Genomic DNA, 25,060 nt, shown 5'->3' on the forward strand with positions numbered 1-25,060 from the left:
AACATGAACCCCGGAGGAGCGATCATGAGCGCGACCGCCCACAAAAAAGCCCCCAATGCCGAGGACATCCGCGCCCGCAAAGGTGGCACACCGCTGGTCTCTTTGACCGCCTATACGACCCCGATGGCGCGGCTGATGGATGGCCATTGCGACTTTGTTCTGGTGGGCGACAGCGTGGGCATGGTGCTGCACGGGCTGGAATCGACGCTGGCCGTCACGATGGAGATGATGATCCTGCACGGGCAGGCCGTTTCGCGCGGGCTGAACAAGGCGATGATGGTTATCGACATGCCGTTTGGCAGTTACGAACACTCACCCGCAGAAGCGTTCCGCAACGCCGCCCGTCTGATGGCCGAGACCAGCGCGGGTGCGGTCAAGCTGGAGGGCGGGGTCGAGATGGTCGAGACCATCCGTTTTCTGGTCAAGCGCGGCATCCCGGTGATGGCACATATTGGCCTGACGCCGCAGTCGATCAACACGCTAGGTGGCTACAAGGTTCAAGGCCGGGAAGAACAGGCCGAGGCGGTGCTGGCCGACGCCCGTGCCGTGGCCGAGGCTGGCGCGTTCTCCGTGGTGCTTGAGAAGGTGCCGCAGGGCCTTGCCGACAAGATTACGGGCGAAGTCGCGATTCCCACGATCGGCATCGGAGCTTCTGCTGACTGCGACGGACAGATTCTGGTGGTCGACGACATGGTCGGCTTCTTCACCGCATTCAAACCGAAATTCGTCAAACGTTACGCTGAACTGGGCCCGCAGGCCGAAGCCGCAATCGCCGAGTACGCCGCCGACGTGCGCGCCCGGGCTTTTCCAGCCGACGAACATGTGTTTGCGGATCAAGCTCCGTCCAAAGGACCCAAGATATGACTGCCCCGATCCTGCGCCGCCTGGCAGACCTGCGTGCGCTGACGACGGAATGGCGCCGCAACGGTGAAACCATTGGCGTTGTCCCAACCATGGGCGCGCTGCATCAGGGACATCTGTCGCTGGTCGAGGCCGCAAAGGCTGGAACCGACCGGGTGATCGCGACGATCTTTGTGAACCCCAAACAGTTCAACAACCCCGAGGATCTGGCCAAATACCCGCGCACCGAACATGAGGATGCGCAGAAACTGTCCCCTTACGGCGTCGATGCGATCTACGTGCCCGAGCCCGAGGAAATCTATCCGCAGGGTTTCGCCACCAACGTCTCAGTCGCGGGCCTCACCGATGTGATGGAGGGCGAGTTCCGCCCGGGCCATTTCGACGGCGTTGCCACCGTGGTCGCCAAGCTGTTCCTGCAGACTCAGGCAGATCGAGCCTATTTCGGAGAAAAAGACTACCAACAACTGATGGTGGTCCGTCGCATGGCGCGCGATCTGGATATTCCTATCGAGGTGATCAGCTGCCCCACAGTGCGCGAACCCTCGGGGTTGGCGATGTCGTCGCGCAACCTGCGCCTCTCGCCAGAGGGGCTGGCGATTGCTGCCAACAAACACCGGATCATGCAAGGGCTGGCACAGTCTCTGAAGTCCGGGGCCGCGTTTGACGCGCTGGCCGCCAGGGCGGAAACCGATCTGCTGGCCGCAGGGTTCGCTCAGGTCGAGTATATCCACCTGCGATGCGCCGAAACGTTAGAGCCGTTGACCCACGCCGACCGCCCCGCACGGCTGTTCGCGGCGGCTTGGGCGGATGGGGTTCGGCTGATCGACAATATTCCGGTCTGAAGCTCTGGTACGATTGTCATTGTTTGCGCTAAAGTCCCGCAAAACCAAACGGGAGGGGCGCGGGGAATGACCTATATTCTCGCCATTGATCAGGGCACCACATCATCGCGGGCCATTTTGTTCGACGCAGATATGCAGCGCGCAGGCACGGCGCAGCATGAGTTTACCCAGCATTTCCCGCAGGAAGGCTGGGTTGAACACGATGCCGAGGAAATCTGGGAAAGTGTCCTGCGGGTCTGCCGTGAAGTGATGGAGAGCACCGGCGCCACCCCTGATCAGATCGCCGGCATAGGCATCACCAACCAACGCGAAACCACCGTTGTCTGGGACCGCGCCACCGGCAAACCGATCTACAATGCCATCGTCTGGCAGGACCGCCGGACCGCCGAGATGTGCGCCCGCTACAAACAGGCCGGGTGCGAAGATGACGTCACCGCCCAGACCGGCCTGTTGCTGGATCCTTACTTCTCGGGCACCAAAGTGAAATGGCTGTTGGACAACGTGCCTGGCGCCCGCGACCGCGCCGAGGCCGGAGAGCTGATGTTTGGCACAATCGACTGTTTCTTGATCTGGCGCTTGACCGAAGGGCGCAGCCACGCCACCGACGCCACCAACGCCGCCCGTACCCTTTTGTTCGATATCCACAAGGGCAAATGGAGCCCCGAGATCTGCGACTTGCTGGACGTGCCGATAAACATGCTGCCCGAGGTGCACGATTGCGCCTCGGATTTCGGTGAAACGACCCTAATAGGGGGAAATATCCCAATTCTGGGTGTGGCCGGAGATCAGCAGGCCGCCACCATTGGACAAGCTTGTTTCCAGCCCGGCATGATGAAATCCACCTATGGCACCGGCTGTTTTGCCCTGCTGAACACCGGGGATGAGCCGGTTGAATCGAAAAACCGCCTGCTGACGACAATTGCCTATCAGTTGGACGGCAAGCGGACCTATGCGCTGGAAGGCTCGATCTTTGTCGCCGGGGCCGCGGTGCAATGGCTGCGTGATGCGTTGCAGATCATCGAAACCGCCCCCGAGAGCGGAGAGCTGGCGCAACAGGCTGACCCGAACCAGCATGTGGTTCTGGTGCCCGCCTTCACCGGCCTCGGCGCGCCTTATTGGAAGCCCGACTGCCGCGGGGCGGTATTTGGCCTGACCCGCAATTCAGGCCGTGCCGAATTTGCGCGCGCTACACTGGAAAGCATCGCCTACCAGACCCGCGATCTGTGGCACGCCATGCAGGGCGACTGGGGGGCCGAGACCGACGTGACCCTGCGCGTGGACGGAGGGGCCAGCGCCTCGGACTGGGCGATGCAGGGGCTGTCGGACTATCTGGGGGCCGAAGTTGATCGCCCTGTCATGCAGGAAACCACAGCGTTGGGCGCGGCCTGGCTGGCCGGGATGCGGGCAGGTGTTTACCCGGACCAACAGGGATTTGCGGAAACCTGGGCGCTGGATCGCCGATTCAAACCAGAACTGTCCGCCGAAGAACGCGATGCCGCCTATGACCGTTGGAAACGCGCCGTTTCGGCGGCGATGGCGTTCTGAAACCGGTGAAGGATCAGCTATGATCCTTCATCAACCGCTGCTTCTGACGTGACCAATCCCGCTTGGCCTGCGTTTCACGCTTGTCGTGCAGCTTTTTACCTTTGGCGATGCCGATCTTCAGCTTGGCCCGGCCCTTGTGGTTAAAATACAGAACCAGCGGCACCAGCGTCATGCCCTTGCGCTGGGTCGCGTTCCACAGGTTGGCCAGTTCTTTGCGCGACACCAACAGCTTGCGGCGGCGGCGTTCCTCGTGCTTGAACACCTTCGCCTGCTCATACGGCGCGATATAGCTGTTGATCAGCCACAGCTCACCATCATCGACCGAGGCATAGCTTTCGGCGATATTCGATCCGCCCGCGCGCAGGGATTTGACCTCGGACCCCTCCAGCACGATGCCGCACTCGATATCGTCCTCGATCGCGTAATCGAAGCGCGCACGCCGGTTTTCGGCGATGACTTTGTAATTCGGGTCTGAGTTCTGCTTTTGCTTGGCCATGACGCGTTGATTTAGGCGGCTTGGGCGGCCCTTGCAAGCCGTAGCCGTCAGGTCTTGGCCGAGATGATCAGATCGGGCCCAAAAATCGTGTCAGCGTGGTTATGCAGATAAATCTTCAGCCACGGCGTAAACCGCGTCGGATGGCGCTGCACTTCGGCCAGCAGATCATGGTAGTCGATCCAGCGGATATCCATCACTTCGTCCGGATTAGGCTCAATCTTCAGCGGGCCACGCACATGGGCTAAGAAGACATCGACCACCTCATGCTCGACCATGTTGTTGCCGACATCGGCGTGATATTCCAGCCGGTGGCGGTATTCGGGATAGAGACCGGTGATCCCTAGCTCTTCACGCAGACGGCGCACGGCGCATTCCGAGGGCGTCTCGCCCCAATCGGGATGGGTGCAACAGGTGTTCGCCCACAGGCCCGGCGTATGGTACTTTCCCATCGCCCTGCGTTGCAGCAGAATCTCGGTGCCACGGACGACGAAGACGGACACAGCTTTGTGTCTGAGGCCCTTTTCATGCGCCTCAAGTTTGTCCACGGGGGTCAATTCGCCATCAACCCAGGCCGGGATCATAATTCCCATCTGTCGTCTCCTGCTGCCGATCTGCTTGAAGGGCCAAAGATTTGAAAGTGACTTAGGCCGGATCGGCTTGGCTTTGCGCAATCATGCAACCAAGGCATGATGAACTGCGCAAACCCAAGTTGGCGCTGATCTATTCAGTTATCAAGCGCACGAAAGGCCGCAGGGGCTGCGGCCTTTTGTAACTGCAGATGCTGTCAAGTACGGACGTTATTCGCCTGAAACGCTCACGATATAAGCATAGACGTCTTCGCCGCCCTTCTTCAGTTTGAAGGTCATCTTGGACTTTGCGGCGGTGTCATCGAGATAGGTTTTCAGGAACGCTTTGGGATCCACCGCGTATTCGACAAAGGTGGTTTCGTCCCAGACCAGCCCGTTTTCACCAGCAGCGACGATGCTGTCACCGTATTTAAAGCCTTCAACAGTGCCTGCAGTACGGCCTGCAATGCCGTAAAGGTTCGGACCGGTTTTGCCGCCTTTGACGATCACTTCACCATCAGGATCCGCAATCATGTGACAGGACTTGCATTTGTTGAAGGTTTTCTTCCCGGCCTCTGCGTCGCCTTCGGCGTAAACGGGTGCGGCCAGAAGGCCGATAATTGCGGTAGCAAGGATGCGATTCATAGCTTTAGCTCCGATACAAATTGGCTGCACCGAATGGACCGCCGGCGCAGTAGAGAGTCAACGCGCAGATTGCCGCGCGAGGGCACTGTGCCACTGCGGCATAATGCTCGTCCTTAACTTAAGTCATGTGGTGCCGACCAGCAGGGCAAAAGATCGTCCTTGGCGGGGGTCGCCAGATAGATCGCGCGAGCAATCGCCCGCGCAAGGCAGACCGAAGCCGCGTGACCGATCAGCCCCAAGTCAGTCTCAGCGGTGACCGGGCGCACGCCGGTGCTGACCCCGAACACCAGATCTCCATCGCCCGGCGTGTGGGCGGGCAGGATCGCACGGGCAATGCCATCATGCGCCGCCACCGCTAGCCGCTGGCATTGCGGTTTCGACAGCACCGCGTCGGTGGCCACGACAGCAATGGTGGTATTGCCCTTGTCCGAAGCGGCCGGTCGCATTGCCTGGGCCTTGAGGCTGGGTTGAGGTTGCCCCAGATCGGCACTGGAATCAGACCCTAATCCGCCGAATTCCGCACCAATTTCGAATGGTGCGGCCCAGAAATGGCGGTCGCCCGGCGTAGTGACGCTGCCCAACGGATTGGCTGCAACAAGCGCGCCGACAGCAACGCCGTTTTCCAACACAACAGAGGCCGACCCCAGTCCACCCTTGTGCCGGGCGGCCAATGCACCGGTGCCCGCACCCGCAGTGCCCAGCGCGAAGTCCTCAGCAGCATTGGCAAACGCGGCCCGACCCAAGGCGCGGTACGGGTTTTCGTCCCAGCCTTTGTCTCCACCATTCAACAGGTCGAACAGGATCGCGCCCGGAACAATTGGCACAACGGTGTCGCCCACCGGATACCCCCGGCCCTGCGCGCGCAACGCATCCGACACGCCGGAACAGGCGTCCAACCCAAAGGCCGATCCGCCAGACAAAGCGATCGCATCCACGTGCGAGACGGATTTGTCCGGCGCCAGCAGATCGGTTTCCCGCGTCCCCGGTGCGCCGCCCATGACGTGGACCGATGCGGCGAAAGCCTGATCTGCCGTCAGAACGGTTGTGCCCGATTTCAGCACATCATCCTGTGCGTTTCCGACCAGCAGGCCGGGGACGTCTGTGATCAGGTTTCTGGGTCCCGGCGTCATAAGCACACCTTAAATACAGCGGCCACCATCGACCTCCAATGCTGCGCCGGTGATCATACTGGCTTCGTCCGAGCACAGGAAACAGGCGGCGTTGGCCATGTCTTCGGGGGTCGAAAACCGGCCCAGCGGGATAGTCGAAAGGAACTTGGCGCGCATCTCGGGCGTGTCTTCACCCATGAAAGATGTCAGCAGCGGCGTTTCACCGGCCACCGGGCAAATCGCGTTCACCCGTACGCCGGACGGAGCAAGCTCCACGGCCATTGTCTTAGTTGCGGTGATCATCCAACCTTTGGAGGCGTTGTACCAGTTCAGGTTCGGTCGCGGCGAAAGGCCGGCTGTTGAGGCCACGTTCAGGATAGCACCCTCTCTGCGCGCCTTCATCGCTGGCACCAGCGCCCGCGCGGTCAGGTAGACGGATTTCATGTTCACGTTGAAGACGCGGTCGAAATCACCCTCGGTGACCTCTTCCAGCGGCATCGGCATATGGGTGATGCCAGCATTGTTCACCAGAATATCCAGATGCCCGAACCGATCCCGTACGGTATCGGCCATGGCCTGAACCGAGTTCGCGTCGGCCACATCCACCAGTTGCGCCATCGCATTGGGTCCGAGTTGATTGGCCTGAACCTCGGCCGCGTCACCGTTGACATCGGCAATCATGACCCGCGCGCCTTCGGACAGGAATTTCTGCGCGATCCCGGCACCAAAGCCCGATGCGCCACCGGTCACAACCGCGGTTTTTCCCTCTAACCTCATGGTTTTGCTCTCCCTTACCGGGTCAGACTAGCAACGTGCCGCGAAACTACCAGATCAATCTTCCGCGACCTTACCCCGCAGCGCCTTTACGTCTCCGCGCGCCTTTTTTGCGGCCAGACGGCGCTTGACCGAGCCGTATGTGGGCTTCGTCGCAATCCGCCGCTTGGGCTTGACCAGCGCGCGGGTAATCAGTTCGGCCAGTCGCGCGCGGGCAATCTCGCGGTTGCGGGCCTGGCTGCGAGTTTCCTCGCACTGAATGATGATTGCGCCATCCTTGGTCCAGCGCCGCCCGGCCAGCCTTTTCAGCCTGTTTTTTACCGGATCGGGCAAGGAAGGCGAGCGCGCCGCTTCGAACCGCAGCTCAACAGCGGTCGACACCTTGTTCACATTCTGCCCACCGGGACCGGACGAGCGGACAAAGCTCTCGGTCATTTCCCAGTCTTGCAGGGCGATATCGTCGGTGATGCGCAACATGGTGTGGACCTTATCCGGCGCGGGCAAAAACAAAAAGGGCCGCCCCGGTGGGACGGCCCTTCGAAAGTATAAGGAGGTCGGGTCGGTTAGATCAATCGACCAGCCGGAGCGAGTGCTCCGCCAAGGGCTGCCCTAGCAGGCGATCCCCCCGGTTGTTCCGACACCTCTCTCCAATCTCTTTCTCGACACTGGATCACCTCCTTTTCTATCTGTTGCGGTTAACTTTGAGCCTGACACAAGATGCGCCATTCTCAAAGCACTTTTTTACGCAGGCTGCGCGGTCAGTCGCGCAACGATCACCTTGAACGGGATCAGTGCGATCAGCGCCAGCGACAGTTTCACCAGCCAATCCGCAAAGGCCAACGTCACCCACAGCGGCGCCATCGGGCCGGATAGCATGAAGGGTACCGGCTCCCACGCCCAGTTGATTGCAGCGTCTGCATTGGCACCAAAGAAGGTGACCGAGGCCGAAAACGCGATGGTGAAGAACAGCGCGGTGTCCAGCGCCGATCCAATCAGGGTCGAGACCAACGGTGCGCGCCACCAACGGCCACCCCGCATAGCGTTGAACACGGTGACGTCGGTTAGTTGCGCAATCAGGAACGCAGTACCCGAGGCCACAGCGATCCGCAGCGGCACGGCGGCATAGGTGAACCCATCACCCTGCAGTATGATTTGGCTGCCGATCAACGAGCAGATGATACCGGTAATAAACCCGGCAAACACAACCTTGCGGGCGGTGGCCACGCCATAGACGCGGTTCATGATGTCGGTGACCAGAAAGGCCAGCGGATAGGTAAAGGCACCCCAAGTCAGCAGCCCATCAAAGATCAGGAACTGGACCAGGATGTTCGAGGCCACAACGATGGCGGCCATGGCAAGAATGCCGGGGATGTAAGCGCGTTGCATGTTTTGATGCCCGTTTTGACAAGGTAGCGGCGACTTGGCCAAGGGACCGTCCCAAGGCAAGCCGTGCGTTTAGACCTTTGAACACCACGAGTCAATCCGGCAGTAGATATTCCACCAGCTCGGTGCGTTGCAGGGCCAGAAAGTTGTCGTCCGATATCATTGTGGCGCGCAGACGCCCCTGATCGTCGCGCCACACCGACAACCCTTCGAGATTGTCGTGCGCGCCGGTGCCGCTGGTGAACAGGGTTTCTTCGGCCTCAGGCACGTCCCCCGTGATCCGCCAACGGCGCAAGCGAGTGCGAAAGCCGGTTAGGGACAGGCTGCGCTCCAGCACGTAGAACCGACCATCAGGCCCGAAATCGGCGGAAACGGGCAGGAACTTACCCTGCGGCGGCAGTACGAAAGGCGTCGACCAGGCTTGCCCGTCCCAACGATAGACGGGGATGCTCCCATCCTGGGTGCGGCTTTTCTCGGGCAGGGTATAAAGCTGGCCCTGGTTGTCGATGGCCAGCGCCTCGAATCCGCCGTTCCGGCTCAGGCGCTCAAACGCCTTTGGGCGCGGCAGCACCCGGGCATTGGTGCCGGGGGCCGTATAGTGGGCCACGCGGTGCACCGCCTCGAACGAGATGTAAAAACTGCCGTCCGGCGCAACCGCGAGACCTTCGGAATCCCCGACACTACCGCTTAGGTGGCGCCCCTTGCTGGACAGAACCGGCCAGTTCCCGATGACCCGCACCCCGGTGATCTCATCCCCGTCCCGCTTGATCGCCGCGCGGATAAGAACCGCCCGGTCGCTGAGCACGATCATCTGGCGCCCATTGTCCAGAATATGCAGCGCGGAAAATCCGCCGAACCAGTCGGCCTTGTGCCGCCAGGCAAAGCTGTTCAGCTGGGAGGCCGTCTTGACCTCGGCCGCCCAGACAGACCCAGCAAGCAGAACAGCAATCAGTTGGATTGCAAGACGGCTGCGCATTGCTGAGGCAAATCGGTCAGAACATATTCCCGGCGTTTCTTGGGCGGCGGGGCGTTCGGATCAGGTGGCGGCGGGTTGAGGATATTACGTACCCATTGTTGCGCCTCGGCGCAGCCATCCCCTTTGGGCGGCGGATCCTGATTGACGCAGCCGCGTGAGCCCTTGGGGCATTTCAGGCGCACATGGAAGTGATAGTGATGCCCCCACCACGGCCTGATCTTGCGCAAATAGGCGCGGTTGCCTTTCTCATCCTTGCACATCTGGGCCTTGGCGCCGGGGAAGACGAAAATCCGGGCCACGCGCTTGTCCTTGGCGGCTTCTCGCAGCACGGCGTGATGCTGTTTCGTCCAGTTGCCGTTCACATAGGCCCCGTTGGCGCGGCGCAGAGAAATCGACGAGATATTCTCGCGCGCTTTCCGCGACAGCCGCATGTTGTCGCCGGGCAGCATCCAGATATCAATGTCCAGACCCAGTTGGTGCGAACGATGGCCCGAGGTCATCGGCCCGCCACGCGGCTGGCTGATATCCCCGACATAGAGACCATTCCACCCCGGCTGCTTGGCCGCAAACCGGCTGAGGTCCTGCACATAGTCGATCGCTTGCGGATGCCCCCAGTTACGGTTGCGCGACAGACGCATGGCCTGCCATGTCGGCCCCGTCTCGGGCAGTTGCACCGATCCGGCGGCGCAGCCGCGCGAATAACTGCCGAACGCGGCCGGTTTTTGCTGTGAACTTTGCTTTTGCGCCCCGAACAATTGCTTGGCCAAGGGTTGCGCCCCGGCCGTTCCTGCCAGTGTTATCGCGGTGATTATTGCCAAAAAACGTAGTAAAATCATCTGCTCTGATCCCCTTCCGGTTTCACCCAGCGCATTAGGAACAGTCCCAGAATAAACAACAGAATGATTGGTGACACCCCTAACCGCGCACTACCGGTGGCGGTTGTTGCAATCCCGATGAGCAAGGGCGCAGCAAAGGCGGTGGCGCGGCCAGACAGGCCATACAGACCAAAGCTCTCGACCGGAGCAGCGGGATCAGTATGGCGCACCATCAGCGAGCGGCTGGCCGATTGCAGAATGCCGCCCATACCGCCGATCAGAATGCCGCAGCCAAAGAACACCATGTCCGGAAGGCCCGACCCTTCTGGAAGCGAGATGCCGTAAATCTGCGTCCGGTCCATCGACACCACGGTGACGCAGACAAAGATCAGGACCCAGATCGCCACCAGAATGACCGGTTTAGGGCCGTATTTTTTATCCATCTTGCCACCGATCCAGGCAAAGATCGCCGAGGCCAGAACGCTGACAATCCCGAATACGCCGATCTTGATCAGCCCCCATTCCAGCACCAGCCGCGCGTAGACGCCGCCAAAGCTGTACAGCCCGTTTAGCGCGTCGCGATAGAACATGGACGATCCCAGATAGGTCGCCAGACTGACCCGGTGGCGCAGATCAGATACCGCCTTTGCCAGAACACCAAGCGCTTCAGACAGACTGCCGTGTTTGCCGCTCTCGGGGTCGTCACGGACCCAAAGGAAATACGGCACCATGAACAGAACGAACCATCCGGCAGTGAACGGGCCCACAAACCGCGTGCCCTGCTGTGTGGCAGCATCCAAGCCAAAAATCGGGTCGATACCAATCAGCGTTTTACCGTTGGGCTGTTCGACAAACATCGTCAGCATAATCGCCAGCGAGATCAGCCCGCCGAAATAGCCAAACGCAAAGCCCGAGCCCGAAATCTCACCGACCTCGTTGTCATCGCCCAGATCGGGCAGTTGCGAGTTGATGAAGATCAGCGCGTATTCCGCACCCACAAAGCCCAACCCAAAGGCCGACAGCATCAACCACATGTTCGATCCATCGGGCATCGTGAACCACAGCGCCGCTGAACCGACCACATACATGACCGAAAAGGCAAAAATCCAAGGGATGCGCCGCCCAGTCACATCCGCCATCGCGCCCAGCAATGGCGCACCAAAGGCGATGATCAGCCCGGTGATGGTCAGGCAATTGGCCCAGACCGTCTGCGCCCGCGCTGCTGCGGCCTCGGCGTCCAGCCCCGTGCCCGAAAAATACCCCGCTGCCACGCCCGCGAAATAGGGGCCAAAAACAAAAGTGACCAACAGCGAATGGTAAGGCTGACTGGCCCAGTCGAAAAACCACCAGCCCCAAATGCGCTTGCGCTTGGAAATCTCTGCCATGACCGCCCCAGATTATCGTTGCGTTCATAAGACGGGCCTTTGGGCCAATTCGCAAGCGTTCTGTTGGCGCGGGCTTGCTCTTTGAGGCAGGGGCGCTTAGGTCTCGTCAGACGAATACTCCGGAGGCCCTATGCTGTCGCTGATCCAAATTCTGCTGCTGATCCTGGACATTGTCTGGTTCATCATCCTGGCCCATGTGATCATGAGCTGGTTGATTAACTTTCAGGTTCTCAACCTACATCAACAGCTGGTCGCGCAAATCTGGTACGGCCTGAACCGTATACTCGAGCCGATCTACGGCCCGATACGTAGGTTTTTGCCTGCGATGGGCGGGCTGGACCTGACGCCTCTGGTCGTTCTGGTCGGCGTCTATGCGCTGCGGATCATCCTGATCAACAATATGGTCTATTTCGTCTGACCTCTTGTTCACCGAATCTTAGTGTGTGATTGTCCTGTCTTAAGAGCAGATAAACCTTAAAACAGGGCAACCCCGCACATGTTCGACGCCGCGCCTTTGCTGCGAGATGTCTTTGGATTCGATGACTTCCGCCCCGGTCAGGAAGAGATCGTCGATGCTGTGACCGCAGGCGAAAACGTGCTGGCGATCATGCCGACGGGCGGTGGTAAATCCCTTTGCTTTCAGCTACCTGCCCTGCTGCGTGACGGGGTGACGGTGGTGATTTCCCCGCTGATCGCCCTGATGCGCGATCAGGTGCGCGGGCTGCAAGAGGCCGGTGTCGAAGCAGGTGCTCTGACCTCGGGCAATACCCCCGAAGAAACCGACGCCGTGTGGGAGGCGTTGGAGGCCGGACGGCTGAAACTGCTCTACATGGCCCCCGAACGGCTGGCCGCCGGGTCGGCGTTGGGCATGCTGCGCCGGATCAATGTCAGCCTGATCGCCGTAGACGAGGCCCACTGCGTCAGCCAATGGGGCCATGATTTCCGCCCTGATTACCTGCGGATCGGAGAGTTGCGGCGTGCACTCAACGTGCCCTTGGCGGCCTTCACCGCCACGGCGGACGCGGAAACGCAGGATGAGATCGTCGAGAAACTGTTCGACGGCACCGCCCCCCGCAAGTTTCTGCGAGGCTTCGACCGACCAAACATCCATCTGGCCTTTGCCGCCAAGGACGGGCCGCGCAAGCAGATCCTCGACTTTGCCGCCGCCCGTAAAACCCAATCCGGTATCGTCTATTGCGGCACCCGCAACAAGACCGAGGTGCTGGCCCAAGCCCTGCGCGCCGAAGGCCACACCGCCTGCCACTATCACGGCGGCATGGACCCCGAGGATCGCCGCATCGTCGAAACCCGCTTTGCCCAAGAAGATGGTCTGATCGTCGTCGCCACCGTGGCTTTTGGCATGGGCATCGACAAACCCGATATTCGCTGGGTCGCCCATGCGGACCTGCCCAAATCCATCGAGGCCTATTATCAGGAAATCGGCCGCGCCGGCCGCGATGGCGGGCCGGCTGAAACGTTGACCTTGTTCGGACCTGATGACATCCGCCTGCGCCGGTCGCAGATCGACGAGGGGTTGGCCCCGCCCGAACGGCGCATGGCCGATCACGCCCGTCTGAACGCTCTGCTTGGACTGGCCGAGGCGCTGGTCTGTCGCCGTCAGACCTTGTTGGGCTATTTCGGCGAACAGGCAGAGCCCTGTGGCAAATGCGATCTGTGCGATACCCCGCCCGAGGTGTTCGACGGCACCACTCCGGTTCGCATGGCTCTTTCGGCAATCCTGCGCACCGAGGAATGGTTCGGCGCGGGCCATCTGATCGATATTCTTCTGGGCAATGAGACAGACAAAATCCGCGCCCGACGTCATGACAGCCTGTCCACCTGGGGCATCGGCAAGGATTGGTCGCGCCCGCAGTGGCAGGCAATCTTCCGGCAGATGATGGGCCACGATCTGGTCCGCCCCGACCCCGAACGCCACGGTGCCCTGCGCATGACCGAAGCCGCCAAACCAATCCTGAAAGGTGAAGCGCAAATCAACCTGCGCAAGGATACGATCCGCAAGGCCACCCGCCGCCCCGCCGTCAAAATGATGGTGTCTGAGGAAGACGCACCGCTGCTGAGCGCTCTCAAGGCAAAACGCCGCGCTTTGGCGGAGTCCGCGCGGGTGCCGGCCTATGTCATCTTCCCCGATCGCACCCTGATCGAAATGGCCGAAAACCGCCCCGTTACTCTAGACGATATGGCCCGCATCGGCGGCGTCGGGGCTAAAAAGCTGGAACGCTATGGCGATACCTTCCTTGAAGTGATCGCTGGTGCCGTCGAAACCGTCCACCCCGCCCGCCGCAAACTGGCCGGGCGTGATCAGGGCGAGATTTATGACCGGCTGCTTGAGGTTCAATCGCAATTGTCGCGCGGTCCTGACGGGATCGACAAGCCTCTGACCTGCTCGGCCTCGCAACTGGCCAAAGTGGCGCAATTGCGGCCTGACGATCCGCGTGGCTTGGAACAGGTTCTGGGCGATCGCCGTCACGAAAGGTTTGGCGCCGCGTTTCTGGACGTGTTGCAACAGGCGGGCTAAATACTCCGGAACAGGCAAGGAACGAGGGCGGATATGCTGGTAGTGATTTCCCCGGCCAAGCGGCTGGACTGGGCAGAGCGGGACATTGAGGTCACGCAGCCCGACTTTCAGGACGACGCGATCCGGCTGTCGAAAACCGCTCGCAACCTGACACTGGGCGATCTGAAAAAGCTGATGGACCTGAGCGATGATCTGGCGCGTCTGAACCGCGACCGGTACCGCGCCTTTTCCGATGCTCCGGGTGCCGGCGTAACCCGCCCCGCCGCGTTGGCTTTTGCGGGCGACACCTATCAGGGGCTGGAAGCGGACTCCTTGGACGCTGAGGAAATGGCCTGGGCGCAGGATCATCTTCGTATTCTGTCCGGCCTTTACGGAGTACTGCGCCCCTTGGACGCCATTCAACCCTACCGGCTTGAGATGGGCAGCAAACTGAAAACCCGACGCGGCAAGAACCTTTATGAATACTGGCGCGATCAACTGAGTAAGGCCTTGAACACGCAGGGCGATCAGATCGATTCGGACGTTCTGGTAAACTGCGCCAGTCAGGAATATTTCGGCGCGGTCGACCCCAAGGCGCTGAAACTGCGGGTGATCACGCCGGTCTTCATGGAGGACAAAGCAGGCAGCCCCAAGATTGTCAGCTTCTTTGCCAAGAAAGCCCGTGGTGCAATGGCGCGGTACGTCATCCAGCACCGTCTGACCGACCCAAAAGGCCTTCTGGATTTCGACACCGGCGGCTATGAATACCGCCCCGACCTGTCAGAGGACAACAAGCCCGTCTTTGTGCGCCCCTATCAGGCCTGATCCAGCATCGACGGGTCATAGGCAACCAGTTCAACCGTATTGCCCTCGGGGTCTTCGGTGAAAATACCGCGCCATCCGATCCAGCCGAACTGTTCAACACGGTAGGGCTGGCCGATGTCGTCGTACCAGCGCATCACGGCATCCTGCTCGTCAAACGGTAGGGACAGCGCGATATGGTGCAGTGACGACCCGGCTCCGGTCGCAGGCCTATTGGCACCGGTTGGGTGCAGCCCGGGGCGCGGGGCGGCCCTGTGATGGAACAGGGCCAGCACCTGCGTGTGGCCACCAAACCCTTCGGCAATGCGAAAAAAGGTGATGGTGCTGTTGTGATCTCCGGTCAGGCGCTCCAGCCCGATCACGTTCTCATAGAATTCGACCATCGCGCCCATATCGGCGCAACGAATGGCAATCTCGCCCAGTCCACGGGGCTGAAATCCTCGATCTGACATGCGGGTACGCTAGCTGGCTGTCGTGTCTTCGGCAATGACGGGCAACGCCTCCTCGGGCTGGTGATCCAATATCATCTGGTGGATTTTCCGTTTCTGCAGCGGCTTGGTCAGATAATGATCCAGCCCCGCTGACAGTATGCCTTGATCATCCCCGGCCATCGCATGCGCGGTCAGGGCAACGATCGGGACATGCCGCCCCGTTTCAATCTCGCGCCGCCGGATTTCCGCCGTGGCTTGCTTACCATCCATTTTGGGCATCGAGATATCCATGAAGATCAGGTCCGGGTCGAAGTCCTGATGCTTGTCCACCGCCTCGACCCCGTTGCCTGCGAATTGCAGGTCGATGTTCAGATCCTTGACCATCTTCTGCAGGATCAACTGATTGGTTCGGTTGTCCTCAGCCGCCAGCACACGCATCTGCCGTTGGCGTTCGTCGGACTGCGCGGGCGGGGTTTCTGGCTCTTTAGGCTCCGCCGCAGAGGTCTGTCCCAGCGTAGTTAGGCGCGAATACAGTTCAGCCCGGGGGATGGGTTTCTGTAATACCCCGTCGATCAAATGGTGCGCCGGGTTTGCGTGGATGACACCGGGATTGGTCGACATCACTACCACCGGCAAATCACCCCACCCCCTGTCCTTGAGAGTGGTCGCCAGCTCCAGCCCGTCCATGTCCGGCAGGTCGTGATCGCACAGCAGCAGATCGACACTGTCATCTACGGCGGCCAGCGCCTCACCCCCTGATGCGCAGACGGTGACCCGAGACCCCAGCCGCCCCAACTGTTTCGATAGAATGGCGCGGTTCACGGCCAGGTCCTCGACCAAGATCACATGGCGCAGGCGATCCGCTAAGTCGGGTGGCAAGAGTTGCGGACCTTCGACGGTGGGCAGCGAGACCCGGAACCCGAAACACGATCCCTGCCCCGGTTCGCTTTCCACCCAGACCGTTCCGCCCATCAACGTCACCAAACGTTTGGTGATGGCCAGCCCCAGCCCGGTGCCTTCGAATTCGCGGTTCTTTTCGTCCTCGACCTGATTAAACTCGCCAAAGATATGCCCAATCTTGTCGGCATCGATCCCGATGCCGGTATCCTCGATCGCGACGTGGACATCACACGTTTTAGTCTCTGAATTCGGCACCCCGGTCACACGGATCAGCACATGCCCGTCCGAGGTGAACTTGACGGCATTGCCCACCAGATTGGTCAGCACCTGCCGCACGCGACCGGGATCGCCCACAAACAGGGTCGGCAAGAACAGGTCATAGTCGACCAACAGCGACAGTCCCTTGTCGCGCACGCTGGGCTGCAACAGCATCGCGACCTCAAGGATACAGCGTTCGAAATCGAAATGTTCGGGGTGCAGGATCAGCTTGTCGGCCTCGATCTTGGAATAATCCAACACGTCATTGATAATCACCAGCAACGCCTCGCCGGAATTGCGGATGGTGTTGAGATACAGGCGCTGTTCCTCGTCCAGCGGGGTTTCCGACATCAGCTCGGTCATCCCGACGATGCCGTTCATCGGCGTCCTGATCTCATGGCTCATATTGGCCAGAAAGGCGGATTTGGCCCGGTTCGCGGCCTCGGCCCGTTCGCGGGCGGCGTTTAACTCGGCCTCATGCCGGACCGAGGCGGTGATGTTCAGGCCCAGGCTGACCACATCGCCGCCATTGCCGCGCTGGTCGATCATCTTGAAATATTCACCATTCCACAGCTTGATCACCACCGGCTCAGGATGCGGTTGCGCCCAGCGCTGCAGCATTCTGGCCTGCCAATCCGCCGCCCCTTCCGCTGCTGTATCGATCAGCCCCTCGTCGGTCAGGATCTCGAGGATACGCGCATATGTGATGCCGGGCTCTACCTCATCCAATCCGTCAAACAGGCTGAAGTAGGTCGCATTAGCCCCGAGCAACCGGTCTTGGTGGTCAAAGAACGCAAAGCCGTCCTGAATAGTCTGCATCGAGTGCCAAAGCCGGCGCTCGGCCACTTCGATCTTGGCATTGGCCTCGGTCAGGTCGGATTTGACCTTTTCATTCTCATCCCGGACGGTTTCGACCTCGGCCTGGGTTTCACCGATGCGTTTGGTCAGGGCCATCGCGTGCAGCCCCAGCTTGCGATTGGCGGCCGAAAGCTCGGCCTGTTTCATCGCCAGCAGACGCTCGGCCGCCAGCCGCGCCCGCCGTTCCTGTGCCAGTTTGTTCGCAAGACTCATCTGTGGTGATCCCTGACCAATGCGCGACCAGCATCCGGGCAGAGCGTGAAAAAGTGTTTAAGCCGTTGCTGAGCTCGCGCGCGCCATGTCAGAGTTTCTAAAACCGGAGGTCCGCAATGCGCATTTCTCTCGCTACAACGGCACTTTGTTTCCTTGCCTCTATCGCATCGGCGACAGATTGCGCCACGGATGCGCAGATTGATCGGTTCGCGCAAGACTACCTGAACGGGTCGCCCACAGCTGCTCTGGTACCAGACGGAAGTATGGAGGACGCGCTGTGTACGCAGGCCAAACTTGTTGCTGTGTTAGAGCCGCATTTGGGTCCTGTCATCGGCTATAAGGCGGGCCTGACCAGCACACCCGCACAAGAGCGGTTCGGTGCATCCGAGCCGGTGCAGGGCGTCCTTTTCCGCGACATGATGCTGGAGGACGGAGCCGGTGTTCCTTCCGAATGGGGCGCGCGCCCGGTTTTTGAGGCCGACCTCGTGCTGGTCGTCGGCGATACAGAGATCAATGCTGCGAGCACCCCTGAGGAGGTGTTGGAAAACATATCGGCCATCCGCCCCTTTATCGAACTTCCCGATCTGACGCTGGCAGAGGGCGAACCGATTACCCCGGTAACCCTAACCGCAATCGGAGTAGCACCAAGACTGGGCGTCTTAGGGTCCGAACTCCCGGTCTCCGACCCCGCTGCTATGACGCAAGCGTTGGCGGAGATGACCGTCACACTCAGCGCTGCAGACGGAGAGGTTCTGGCACAAGCCCCCGGCGTGGCGGTTCTGGGGCACCCGGCAAATGCGGCCCTGTGGTTGATGTCCAAAGGGATCATGTTCCAGCCCGGCGACCTGATCTCGGTCGGGTCTTTCGGGCCGCTTCTGCCGCCAGCCAAGGGCAAGGGCGGGGCAACGGCCACCTACACCGGTTTGCCCGGTGACCCGACAGTCAGCGTGGTGTTCGAATAATCAGCGCCGCCCCTCGCGAAGCCAGCCAGCCAGCAGGAACCCTCCGGCCAGAACCAGAACCAACCACGGCGGCAGCAACCCGGCCTGTGTGACGTCACGCGTTTCGTAAGCGTTGCGCGGTGTCAGGCCGATCCATCCCCGCCCCGAGGCCGGACGACCGGCGCGGACATTGCGGATCGACGGCAGGCCGTCTTCCAACCGCATGGTGCCGCCGCGCAGCTCATCCAGCACAGGTTGCAGGACCTCACCGGTGGCAATGGTGCGTTCAAATTCCTTTGGCGCAGCGGGGCCAAGCCCAATCACCGCCATCTGTTCACCTTCCTGCAGTCGATACAGACCGATTTCGGGACCGTAATACAGCGCCTCGAACCGGCCCGGAGACACTTCGTCCAGCGTGATCTCAACCGTTTCGCCGTTGGGAAGGGTGATGGTCACAGGCCCGACTTCGTCTTCCAGCGTCTGGCGAATAATGCGCATGACCTGCCCGTTGGCCTCGGCCCATAGAGCTTCTTCCTCCAGCTCGGGCTCCTTCATCATCCAGTGGGCCAAACGCCGCAACAATTCCAACTGAGGACCGCCACCTTCGAACCCCCGGCTCCACAGCCAGGCGTGGTCCGAGGCCAAAAGTGCCACGCGCCCTTCGCCCACACGGTCCAGCACCAGCAATGGCCGGTCATCCACACCGGTCATCAGCAACTCACCTGTGCGGTGGTTCACATCGATCTGGCGCAGCCACGCGCCCCAATCTTCGGAGTCGCCCAGATTGGTCGTCACCGGATGGCGATGGCCCAGATCGGTGACCATGGGCACAAAGCGCTCCTCGATCACCCTTGCAGTGGGCTGCGCTGGCAAGATCGGCGCCAGCGGTGAGCGGAAAATGCTGTCAGCACTGGCAAAATCCGGCCCGGCGGCAATCAGCACCGCGCCGCCCTCGTTGATGTAGTTGGTGACGTTGTCCAGATAGATCGCGGGCAGAATGCCGCGACGCTTGTAGCGGTCAAAGATGATCAGATCAAAGTCGTTGATCTTTTCCAGAAACAGCTCGCGCGTTGGGAAGGCGATCAGAGACAGTTCATCCACCGGCACGCCGTCCTGTTTCTCGGGTGGGCGCAGGATGGTGAAATGCACCAGATCGACCGAGCTATCGGATTTCAGCAGATTGCGCCAGGTCCGTCCGCCGGGATGCGGCTCGCCCGAGACCAGCAGCACCCGCAACCGGTCGCGCACGCCGTTCATCTGGATCAGCGCGGTATTATTGCGGTCCGTCAGCTCGCCCTCGGCTTGCGGCACGGTGAACTGGATCACGTTGCGACCGCCATGAGGCAGCGTGATTGGCAGCTCAACATCTATGCCGATGGGAATGCTCAATTGCTCGGGCTCGGCCCCGTCTACCGACAGCTCAAGCGGAGCGGTCACAGCCCCGGCGGGCGCTGCGCCGCTGTCTTCGACGCGTAGGGTCAGGGTTACAGGCTCACCAATGATTGCAAAGGCCGGAGCGTTGCGGACGATCAGGCGGCGATCCCAGTCGCTGTCGCGCCCGGTCTGCAACAGGTGCATCGGGGCAGGCAGGTCAGGCGCCTTATCGACATCGTGCACGATGCCGTCTGACACCACCAAAACACCCGCGATCCGGGCGCGGGGTTCCTCGGCCAGGGCCTCGTTCAGCGCAGCCATCACTTGCGTGCCTTCGTCGCCGTTACCGTCACCAACCCTGATCCGGCGCAGTTCGGTATTGTCACGGGATTCGATCTCAGCGGCCAGTTCTTCAGCCGCCTGTGCGGTCTGCTCAGCCCGGTCCGAGAGGGTCTGGCTGGCGCTTTCATCCTCGATCATCAACACGATGTCGGTCAGCGGTGCGCGGTCTTCGACCTGATAAACCGGCCCCGCCAGCGCGGCGATCACCACCAAAGCCGCCAGTCCGCGCAAGGCCCAGCCGGACAGACCGCGCCACAGGGCCAGAATGACACCCGCCAGCGCAATCGCGGCAACGGTGACCAGAACTGGCCAAGGAATCAGTGGATCGAATATGACGGTTCCGGTCATTGTCCCAACCTGTCCAAAAGCGCAGGCACGTGGACCTGATCGGATTTATAATTCCCGGTCAGCACATGCATCACCAGATTGACGCCAAAGCGATTGGCCAGCTCGCGCTGACGCTCACCGGCATAACCACGCCCCACCGGCAACAGCGCCTGCCCATTGCGGTCCACCGCCCAGGCCGAAGCCCAGTCGTTGCCCCCAATCACCACCGGGGTCACGTTGTCATTGAGGTTGCGGAAAGGCATTCCTTCGATCTGCTCCGCATCCATCGGCGCCGCTTCAACCCAGACCTCAGTGCCCGTATAGCGACCCGGGAAATCCTGCAGCAGATAGAACGCACGGGTCAGCACATGGTCGCGCGGAACAGGCTCTAACGAGGGGATATTCAACGGTCTGGCCAGTTGCTGCAACTTGCGCCCATTGGGGCTGGCGGCACCATAGCGCGCCACATCCGCATCCCGCGTATCGAACAGGATCATCCCGCCCGAGCGCAGGTAGGCGTTGAGCTTGGCATAAGCCTCGACCGAGGGCTGCGGCTGATCCGGCGTTATCGGCCAGTAGAGCAGCGGGAAAAAGGCCAGCTCATCGCGTTCCAGATCCACGCCGATGGGCTCCGCCGGTTCAACCGAAGTGCGGTAGAACAGCGTCTGCGCTAGCCCGCGCATCCCCGCGCCTGCCACATCATCGACCTGCGCATTGCCAGTCAGCACATGCGCCAGCACCAGTTCCTGCGTGGCATTCAGGGCGAAATCAGTCTCTTCGGGTGTCTGCGCCTGCGCCTCGGGCACCAGCAGCACCGCACCCAGTGCAACTGCCGCTGCTTTGGCCAGACCAAGGCGGCCAGACAAGGCCAGCGAGGCAATCACATCTACCGTCAGTAGCAACAACGCAAGGCTGAGCAGGATGCCACCAATGGGCGTCTCGTTGTTCACCTCCTGCCCTTTGATCGGCACATCCGAAGGCCAGGCAACCGGGCTTAGCACCGCATCCTCGGACAGAACATTCAGCGCCAGCTTTTGCTTGCCACTTTCATACAGGCCCGGCTGCAAATCGGGTCCGATCGTTCCAGACACAAGTTCGGTCCCGCCCACACCCGCCAAATTGCCCGCGTCCGCCAAGGTGCCAAATCCGTCCATGACCTGAATTGGCTCCCATGTAGTGCCCTGCAGCTGAGCCTCCTGCCGGGACTTCGCCGCCGAAGCCACGGCAAGGCGATCCAGCATTTCGACAAACAGACCAGACAGGGGCAGGCTGGACCACTCCGCATCTGCTGTCACATGGAACAGCACCACCTGCCCCAGCCCCAGCGCCTTGCGTGTGACCAGAGGCGTACCGTCCGACAGCGATGCAATCACCCGATCGGCTAGATTAGGGTCTGGTTGTGCCATCACCTGTGTCGTGACGGTGACATCTTCAGGCACCTGCAATCCGTAGAAGGGCGAGTTTTCAGGGAATGCGGCCAGCCCCTTGGCCTCGCCCCAGCTCATCGCGCCGCCGACTGATCGGCCACCACTGCGCAAACGCACCGGCAGCAATGTGTCCTCGGCGTCGCGGCCCAAATCACTGCCGGCCATGCGCGGACCGGCAAAGCGCAGCAACAGCCCGCCCTGCTCGACCCATTCGACCAGCGCGGCCTTTTCACCATCGGACGGTTTCGCCACATCAGCCAAAACGATCACATCCGGGTTGGCGGGCAGAACCTCAAGCAATCCACCTTCGACGAAATCCGCCGTGGGTTTCAAAACCTGCGTCAGGTAGTGCAGCGGCGAGAGCAACTCCAGCCCCTCGCGGTTCAAGGTTCCGGCAATCAGAGCGACCTCGCGCCGACGCAGGCTGTCATCAGTCAGCGTCAGAGCCCCGGCCGAGCGTTGGCCTTGGATTTCGAACCGAGTGATACGGGCGCGCAGTTCGGACGGCAGGGCCAATTCTACCTGCGCCAGAGTTTCACCGCTGGGGAATTCCATCTCAGCCGATTGCAGAACACGCATAGCACCCGCTGGATCGCGGCCCTGTGCCAGCACAGTAATGCGGTCGGCAGGCCCCGGCGACGCGCGTTGCGCGGTCAACTGTATCACACCGTCCTGATAGGCTGCGGGCAGGATTGCAACTACAGGTGCTGCAGATTGATACACCGTCACAGCACCACGCGCCTGAAATGCCGCCAGAACACGGTCATGGCCTTCAAAAGCCAGGCTGTCGCTGAACCAATGGGTATCGAAGCCTCCATCCAGTTGATCCAGCGCAGCCAGCGCCTGATCGATCTGTGTTTCGGTGGGCTGCCACGGGGTCGGCGTCAGGCCCGGTAGGCGTCCGCGCCATGCCTCGGCCGCCTGAAAAACCGGCGTTTCGGGTTCGGTCAGGCGCAGAATGGCCACGGTACGCCCTGCCCGGCCGGCCTCGGACAGTTGCACGTCGATCTGATCCAGCGTCGAAGACCACCGCGTTGCCCCCGCCCAACTGGCATCCAACACCAACAACAGCGGCCCCGTCCCGGTTTCATCCCGCGAGGGGTTCAAGACCGGACCAGCCAACCCGATGATGATCGCCGCCGCCGCCAGCATCCGCAGCAGCATCAGCCACCACGGGGTGCGGTCAGAAACGCTCTCGTCATCCTTCAGCCCCAGCAGCAACGTCACCGCCGGGAACAACCGCCGGATCGGTGCGGGCGGCACCGCGCGCAGGATCAGCCACAGGATCGGCAGGGTCAGCAGACCCAGCAGCACCCATGGGGCGGAAAAGCCGATGCCCGCCAGAACTGTCATCGCGTTCCCCCGTCCAGTGCCCGATAGAGCCACAACAGAGCCGCTTGCGCGCTGTCACCGGTGTGGTGCAGACCCAACTGCCAGCCCGTCGCACGACACAGCTGCGTCAGCGCGTCCTTCCGTTTGGCGAGGCGTTCCAGATAGCGGTCGCGCAGGTCTCCGGCCTTAAGGGTTTCGTGCCGGACCGAGCCACCAACGCTTTCAAAGATGGTGCGGCCACGATAAGGGAAGGTCTCTTCGCCCGGATCCAGAACCTGCAGCAAAACGCCCCGTACGCCGCGGTCGGCAGCTTTGGTCAGCGCCAGTTCGACCTCATCCAGAGGGCCAAGGAAATCGGAAATGAACACGGCACGGGCATGCGGGATCATGGCGCGGTGTTCGGGCGGGGTGTAGTCGGTGTCGGAATCTTCGGACCACGCCTCTGCCAGACGGATGACCTGCGCATTGCCGCGCCGGGGCGGCAGGGTCGTACCTGTCAAGCCAACCCGTTCTCCGCCGCGCACCAGCAGGATCGCCGTAGACAGGCCCAAAAGGCGTGCACGGTCGGCTTTGGCAGGCAGAGACTTGTCGGACGCAAACCGCATTGAGGCGCCCTGATCCACCCACAGCATCACCGATTGCGCGATCTGCCATTCCCGTTCGCGCACAAATTGCTGATCCCCACGCGCCGAACGCCTGTGGTCGATCATCCGGCGGCTGTCGCCGATCTGTGCCGGGCGGTATTGCCAGAAATCATCGCCGAGGCCCGAACGTCTGCGCCCGTGATCGCCCAACAGTACGGTTCCGGCCAGATGTTCGGCCCGTGCCAACAGTGGCGGCAGCCGGGACGCCTCGGCCTCGGATCTTTCGCGAAGGGTCAGCGCGGCATTCACGCCGCGGCCTCGGTACGGATCAGACCGGCAGCGGTGGATTCGATCAGCTCGGACAAGCTGTCGCCACGCGCACGTGCGGCAAAGTTCAGCGCCATCCGGTGGCTGAGCACCGGGCGCGCCATGTCCAGCACGTCTTCGGCATTTGGCGCCAACCGCCCTTGCAGCATAGCCCGGGCCCGCACCGTCATCATCAGCGCCTGCGCCGCACGGGGACCGGGGCCCCAGGCGACGGTTTCGGCCACACGTTCAGACACGCCCGCCTCATCGGGACGGAAGGCACGGACCAGATCTAGGATCAATTCTACAACCGACTCGCCCACCGGCATTCGGCGCAACAGCAGTTGCGCAGCCAGCAGTTCCTCTTTTGTGAAAATCTCATGCGCGTCGTCTTCTTCGACACCCGTGGTCGCCAACAGAATATCGCGCTCAGTCTGGCGATCCGGATAGTCCACGTCGATCTGCACCAGAAAGCGGTCCAGTTGCGCCTCGGGCAGCGGATAGGTGCCTTCCTGTTCAATAGGGTTCTGCGTGGCCAACACATGGAACGGCTCACCCAGAGAACGATCTTCACCGGCCACGGTCACGGTGCGTTCTTGCATCGCCTGCAACAGCGCCGACTGCGTCCGTGGGCTGGCACGGTTGATCTCATCCGCCATAAGCAACTGACAAAAGATCGGCCCGGAAATGAACCGGAAATGGCGACTGCCGTCATCGGCGGTGTCCAGAACCTCGGACCCGAGAATATCGGCAGGCATCAGGTCGGGCGTGAACTGGATACGGTTGCCATGCAGGCCCATCACCGTCGAAAGCGTCTCGACCAGTCGCGTCTTGCCCAGACCCGGCAGACCGATCAACAATGCGTGACCACCACACAACAGAGCGGTCAGGGTCAGATCCACAACCCTTTCCTGCCCGATAAAGCGGCGGGTGATCGAGGATTTGGCCTCTTGCAGCTTGTTTTCCAGCGCTTCGATCTCGGACACGAGGTCGACAGGTTCGGTCATGACTTTCCCTTCCGTGGACTATTATG

Annotated in this window: 23 protein-coding genes; 7 read left to right on the forward strand and 16 right to left on the reverse strand. The window is 61.2% G+C overall.

What is annotated here, in order from left to right:
• The first annotated feature begins 24 nt into the window (after positions 1-24).
• From panB to glpK, 3 genes are all read left to right on the forward strand, one after another.
• Positions 25-864: a 3-methyl-2-oxobutanoate hydroxymethyltransferase gene (gene panB, locus ACXAGD_RS16055; protein ID WP_475211902.1), complete on the forward strand. Its 840-nt coding sequence runs from the start codon at positions 25-27 to the stop codon at positions 862-864.
• On the forward strand, positions 861-1,703 hold the full coding sequence (gene panC / locus ACXAGD_RS16060) for a pantoate--beta-alanine ligase (RefSeq protein ID WP_475211903.1): 843 nt from the start codon (positions 861-863) through the stop codon (positions 1,701-1,703). The genes panB and panC overlap by 4 nt, the downstream gene beginning before the upstream one ends.
• A gap of 66 nt (positions 1,704-1,769) precedes the next feature.
• On the forward strand, positions 1,770-3,248 hold the full coding sequence (gene glpK / locus ACXAGD_RS16065; protein ID WP_475211904.1) for a glycerol kinase GlpK: 1,479 nt from the start codon (positions 1,770-1,772) through the stop codon (positions 3,246-3,248).
• 13 nt (positions 3,249-3,261) lie between these two features.
• Here glpK and smpB read toward each other — a convergent pair whose 3' ends face one another.
• The 10 genes from smpB to ACXAGD_RS16115 form a co-directional block, all read right to left on the reverse strand.
• A complete protein-coding gene (gene smpB, locus ACXAGD_RS16070) occupies positions 3,262-3,744 on the reverse strand; it encodes an SsrA-binding protein SmpB (protein ID WP_170326303.1) in 483 nt (160 codons plus the stop codon).
• A gap of 47 nt (positions 3,745-3,791) precedes the next feature.
• On the reverse strand, positions 3,792-4,334 hold the full coding sequence (idi, locus tag ACXAGD_RS16075) for an isopentenyl-diphosphate Delta-isomerase (protein ID WP_475211905.1): 543 nt from the start codon (positions 4,332-4,334) through the stop codon (positions 3,792-3,794).
• A 207-nt stretch (positions 4,335-4,541) separates the two neighbouring features.
• Positions 4,542-4,955 (reverse strand): c-type cytochrome, encoded by a 414-nt coding sequence (locus ACXAGD_RS16080; protein ID WP_475211906.1) that lies wholly within the window; start codon positions 4,953-4,955, stop codon positions 4,542-4,544.
• A 113-nt stretch (positions 4,956-5,068) separates the two neighbouring features.
• On the reverse strand, positions 5,069-6,085 hold the full coding sequence (locus ACXAGD_RS16085; protein WP_475211907.1) for a P1 family peptidase: 1,017 nt from the start codon (positions 6,083-6,085) through the stop codon (positions 5,069-5,071).
• A gap of 9 nt (positions 6,086-6,094) precedes the next feature.
• Entirely contained in the window at positions 6,095-6,841 is a 747-nt protein-coding gene (locus ACXAGD_RS16090; protein WP_475211908.1) for an SDR family oxidoreductase, read from the reverse strand.
• A 54-nt stretch (positions 6,842-6,895) separates the two neighbouring features.
• Positions 6,896-7,315, reverse strand: coding sequence for an alternative ribosome rescue aminoacyl-tRNA hydrolase ArfB (arfB, locus tag ACXAGD_RS16095; protein WP_475211909.1), 420 nt, complete (start codon positions 7,313-7,315; stop codon positions 6,896-6,898).
• Between the two features lie 264 nt (positions 7,316-7,579).
• Positions 7,580-8,224: a queuosine precursor transporter gene (locus ACXAGD_RS16100; protein WP_475211910.1), complete on the reverse strand. Its 645-nt coding sequence runs from the start codon at positions 8,222-8,224 to the stop codon at positions 7,580-7,582.
• A 91-nt stretch (positions 8,225-8,315) separates the two neighbouring features.
• The gene (locus tag ACXAGD_RS16105) at positions 8,316-9,197 is read right to left on the reverse strand and encodes an esterase-like activity of phytase family protein (RefSeq protein WP_475211911.1); all 882 of its coding nucleotides are present in this window, start codon (positions 9,195-9,197) and stop codon (positions 8,316-8,318) included.
• Positions 9,170-10,033 (reverse strand): penicillin-insensitive murein endopeptidase, encoded by an 864-nt coding sequence (gene mepA, locus ACXAGD_RS16110; RefSeq protein WP_475211912.1) that lies wholly within the window; start codon positions 10,031-10,033, stop codon positions 9,170-9,172. Before mepA ends, ACXAGD_RS16105 begins: the two co-directional genes overlap by 28 nt.
• Positions 10,030-11,397, reverse strand: a complete 1,368-nt coding sequence (locus ACXAGD_RS16115; protein WP_475211913.1) for an MFS transporter — start codon at positions 11,395-11,397, stop codon at positions 10,030-10,032. Before ACXAGD_RS16115 ends, mepA begins: the two co-directional genes overlap by 4 nt.
• Positions 11,398-11,527: 130 nt before the next feature.
• On the opposite strand from ACXAGD_RS16115, the gene ACXAGD_RS16120 reads away from it, so the two are divergent.
• The 3 genes from ACXAGD_RS16120 to yaaA all read left to right on the forward strand — a co-directional run bounded on the left by ACXAGD_RS16120 (position 11,528) and on the right by yaaA (position 14,737).
• Positions 11,528-11,815: a YggT family protein gene (locus ACXAGD_RS16120; RefSeq protein ID WP_170329719.1), complete on the forward strand. Its 288-nt coding sequence runs from the start codon at positions 11,528-11,530 to the stop codon at positions 11,813-11,815.
• A gap of 78 nt (positions 11,816-11,893) precedes the next feature.
• Entirely contained in the window at positions 11,894-13,933 is a 2,040-nt protein-coding gene (gene recQ / locus ACXAGD_RS16125) for a DNA helicase RecQ (protein WP_475211914.1), read from the forward strand.
• Positions 13,934-13,966: 33 nt separating this feature from the next.
• Positions 13,967-14,737 carry a peroxide stress protein YaaA gene (gene yaaA / locus ACXAGD_RS16130; RefSeq protein WP_475211915.1) on the forward strand — a complete coding sequence of 257 codons (771 nt, stop codon included), beginning with the start codon at positions 13,967-13,969 and terminating at the stop codon, positions 14,735-14,737.
• On the opposite strand, the gene ACXAGD_RS16135 is transcribed toward yaaA, so the two are convergent.
• A complete protein-coding gene (locus ACXAGD_RS16135; RefSeq protein WP_475211916.1) occupies positions 14,728-15,186 on the reverse strand; it encodes a VOC family protein in 459 nt (152 codons plus the stop codon). The genes yaaA and ACXAGD_RS16135 overlap by 10 nt on opposite strands.
• A 9-nt stretch (positions 15,187-15,195) precedes the next feature.
• Positions 15,196-17,394 carry a response regulator gene (locus ACXAGD_RS16140; RefSeq protein WP_475211917.1) on the reverse strand — a complete coding sequence of 733 codons (2,199 nt, stop codon included), beginning with the start codon at positions 17,392-17,394 and terminating at the stop codon, positions 15,196-15,198.
• Positions 17,395-17,510: 116 nt separating this feature from the next.
• Between ACXAGD_RS16140 and ACXAGD_RS16145 the strand changes: the two genes are divergently transcribed.
• A complete protein-coding gene (locus ACXAGD_RS16145) occupies positions 17,511-18,356 on the forward strand; it encodes a 2-keto-4-pentenoate hydratase (RefSeq protein ID WP_475211918.1) in 846 nt (281 codons plus the stop codon).
• Here the strand turns inward: ACXAGD_RS16145 and ACXAGD_RS16150 are convergent, their stop codons facing one another.
• The 4 genes from ACXAGD_RS16150 to ACXAGD_RS16165 are packed head-to-tail and all read right to left on the reverse strand — an operon-like array spanning position 18,357 to position 25,034.
• Complete coding sequence (locus ACXAGD_RS16150) at positions 18,357-20,399, reverse strand: hypothetical protein (protein ID WP_475211919.1); 2,043 nt, start codon at positions 20,397-20,399, stop codon at positions 18,357-18,359.
• Positions 20,396-23,158, reverse strand: coding sequence for a DUF4159 domain-containing protein (locus tag ACXAGD_RS16155; protein WP_475211920.1), 2,763 nt, complete (start codon positions 23,156-23,158; stop codon positions 20,396-20,398). The genes ACXAGD_RS16150 and ACXAGD_RS16155 overlap by 4 nt, the downstream gene beginning before the upstream one ends.
• On the reverse strand, positions 23,155-24,030 hold the full coding sequence (locus ACXAGD_RS16160; RefSeq protein WP_475211921.1) for a DUF58 domain-containing protein: 876 nt from the start codon (positions 24,028-24,030) through the stop codon (positions 23,155-23,157). The genes ACXAGD_RS16155 and ACXAGD_RS16160 overlap by 4 nt, the downstream gene beginning before the upstream one ends.
• Positions 24,027-25,034, reverse strand: coding sequence for an AAA family ATPase (locus tag ACXAGD_RS16165; protein WP_475211922.1), 1,008 nt, complete (start codon positions 25,032-25,034; stop codon positions 24,027-24,029). Before ACXAGD_RS16165 ends, ACXAGD_RS16160 begins: the two co-directional genes overlap by 4 nt.
• Between the last annotated feature and the right edge of the window lie 26 nt (positions 25,035-25,060).

It is taken from the genome of Ruegeria sp. ABF4_144 (genome assembly GCF_056160045.1).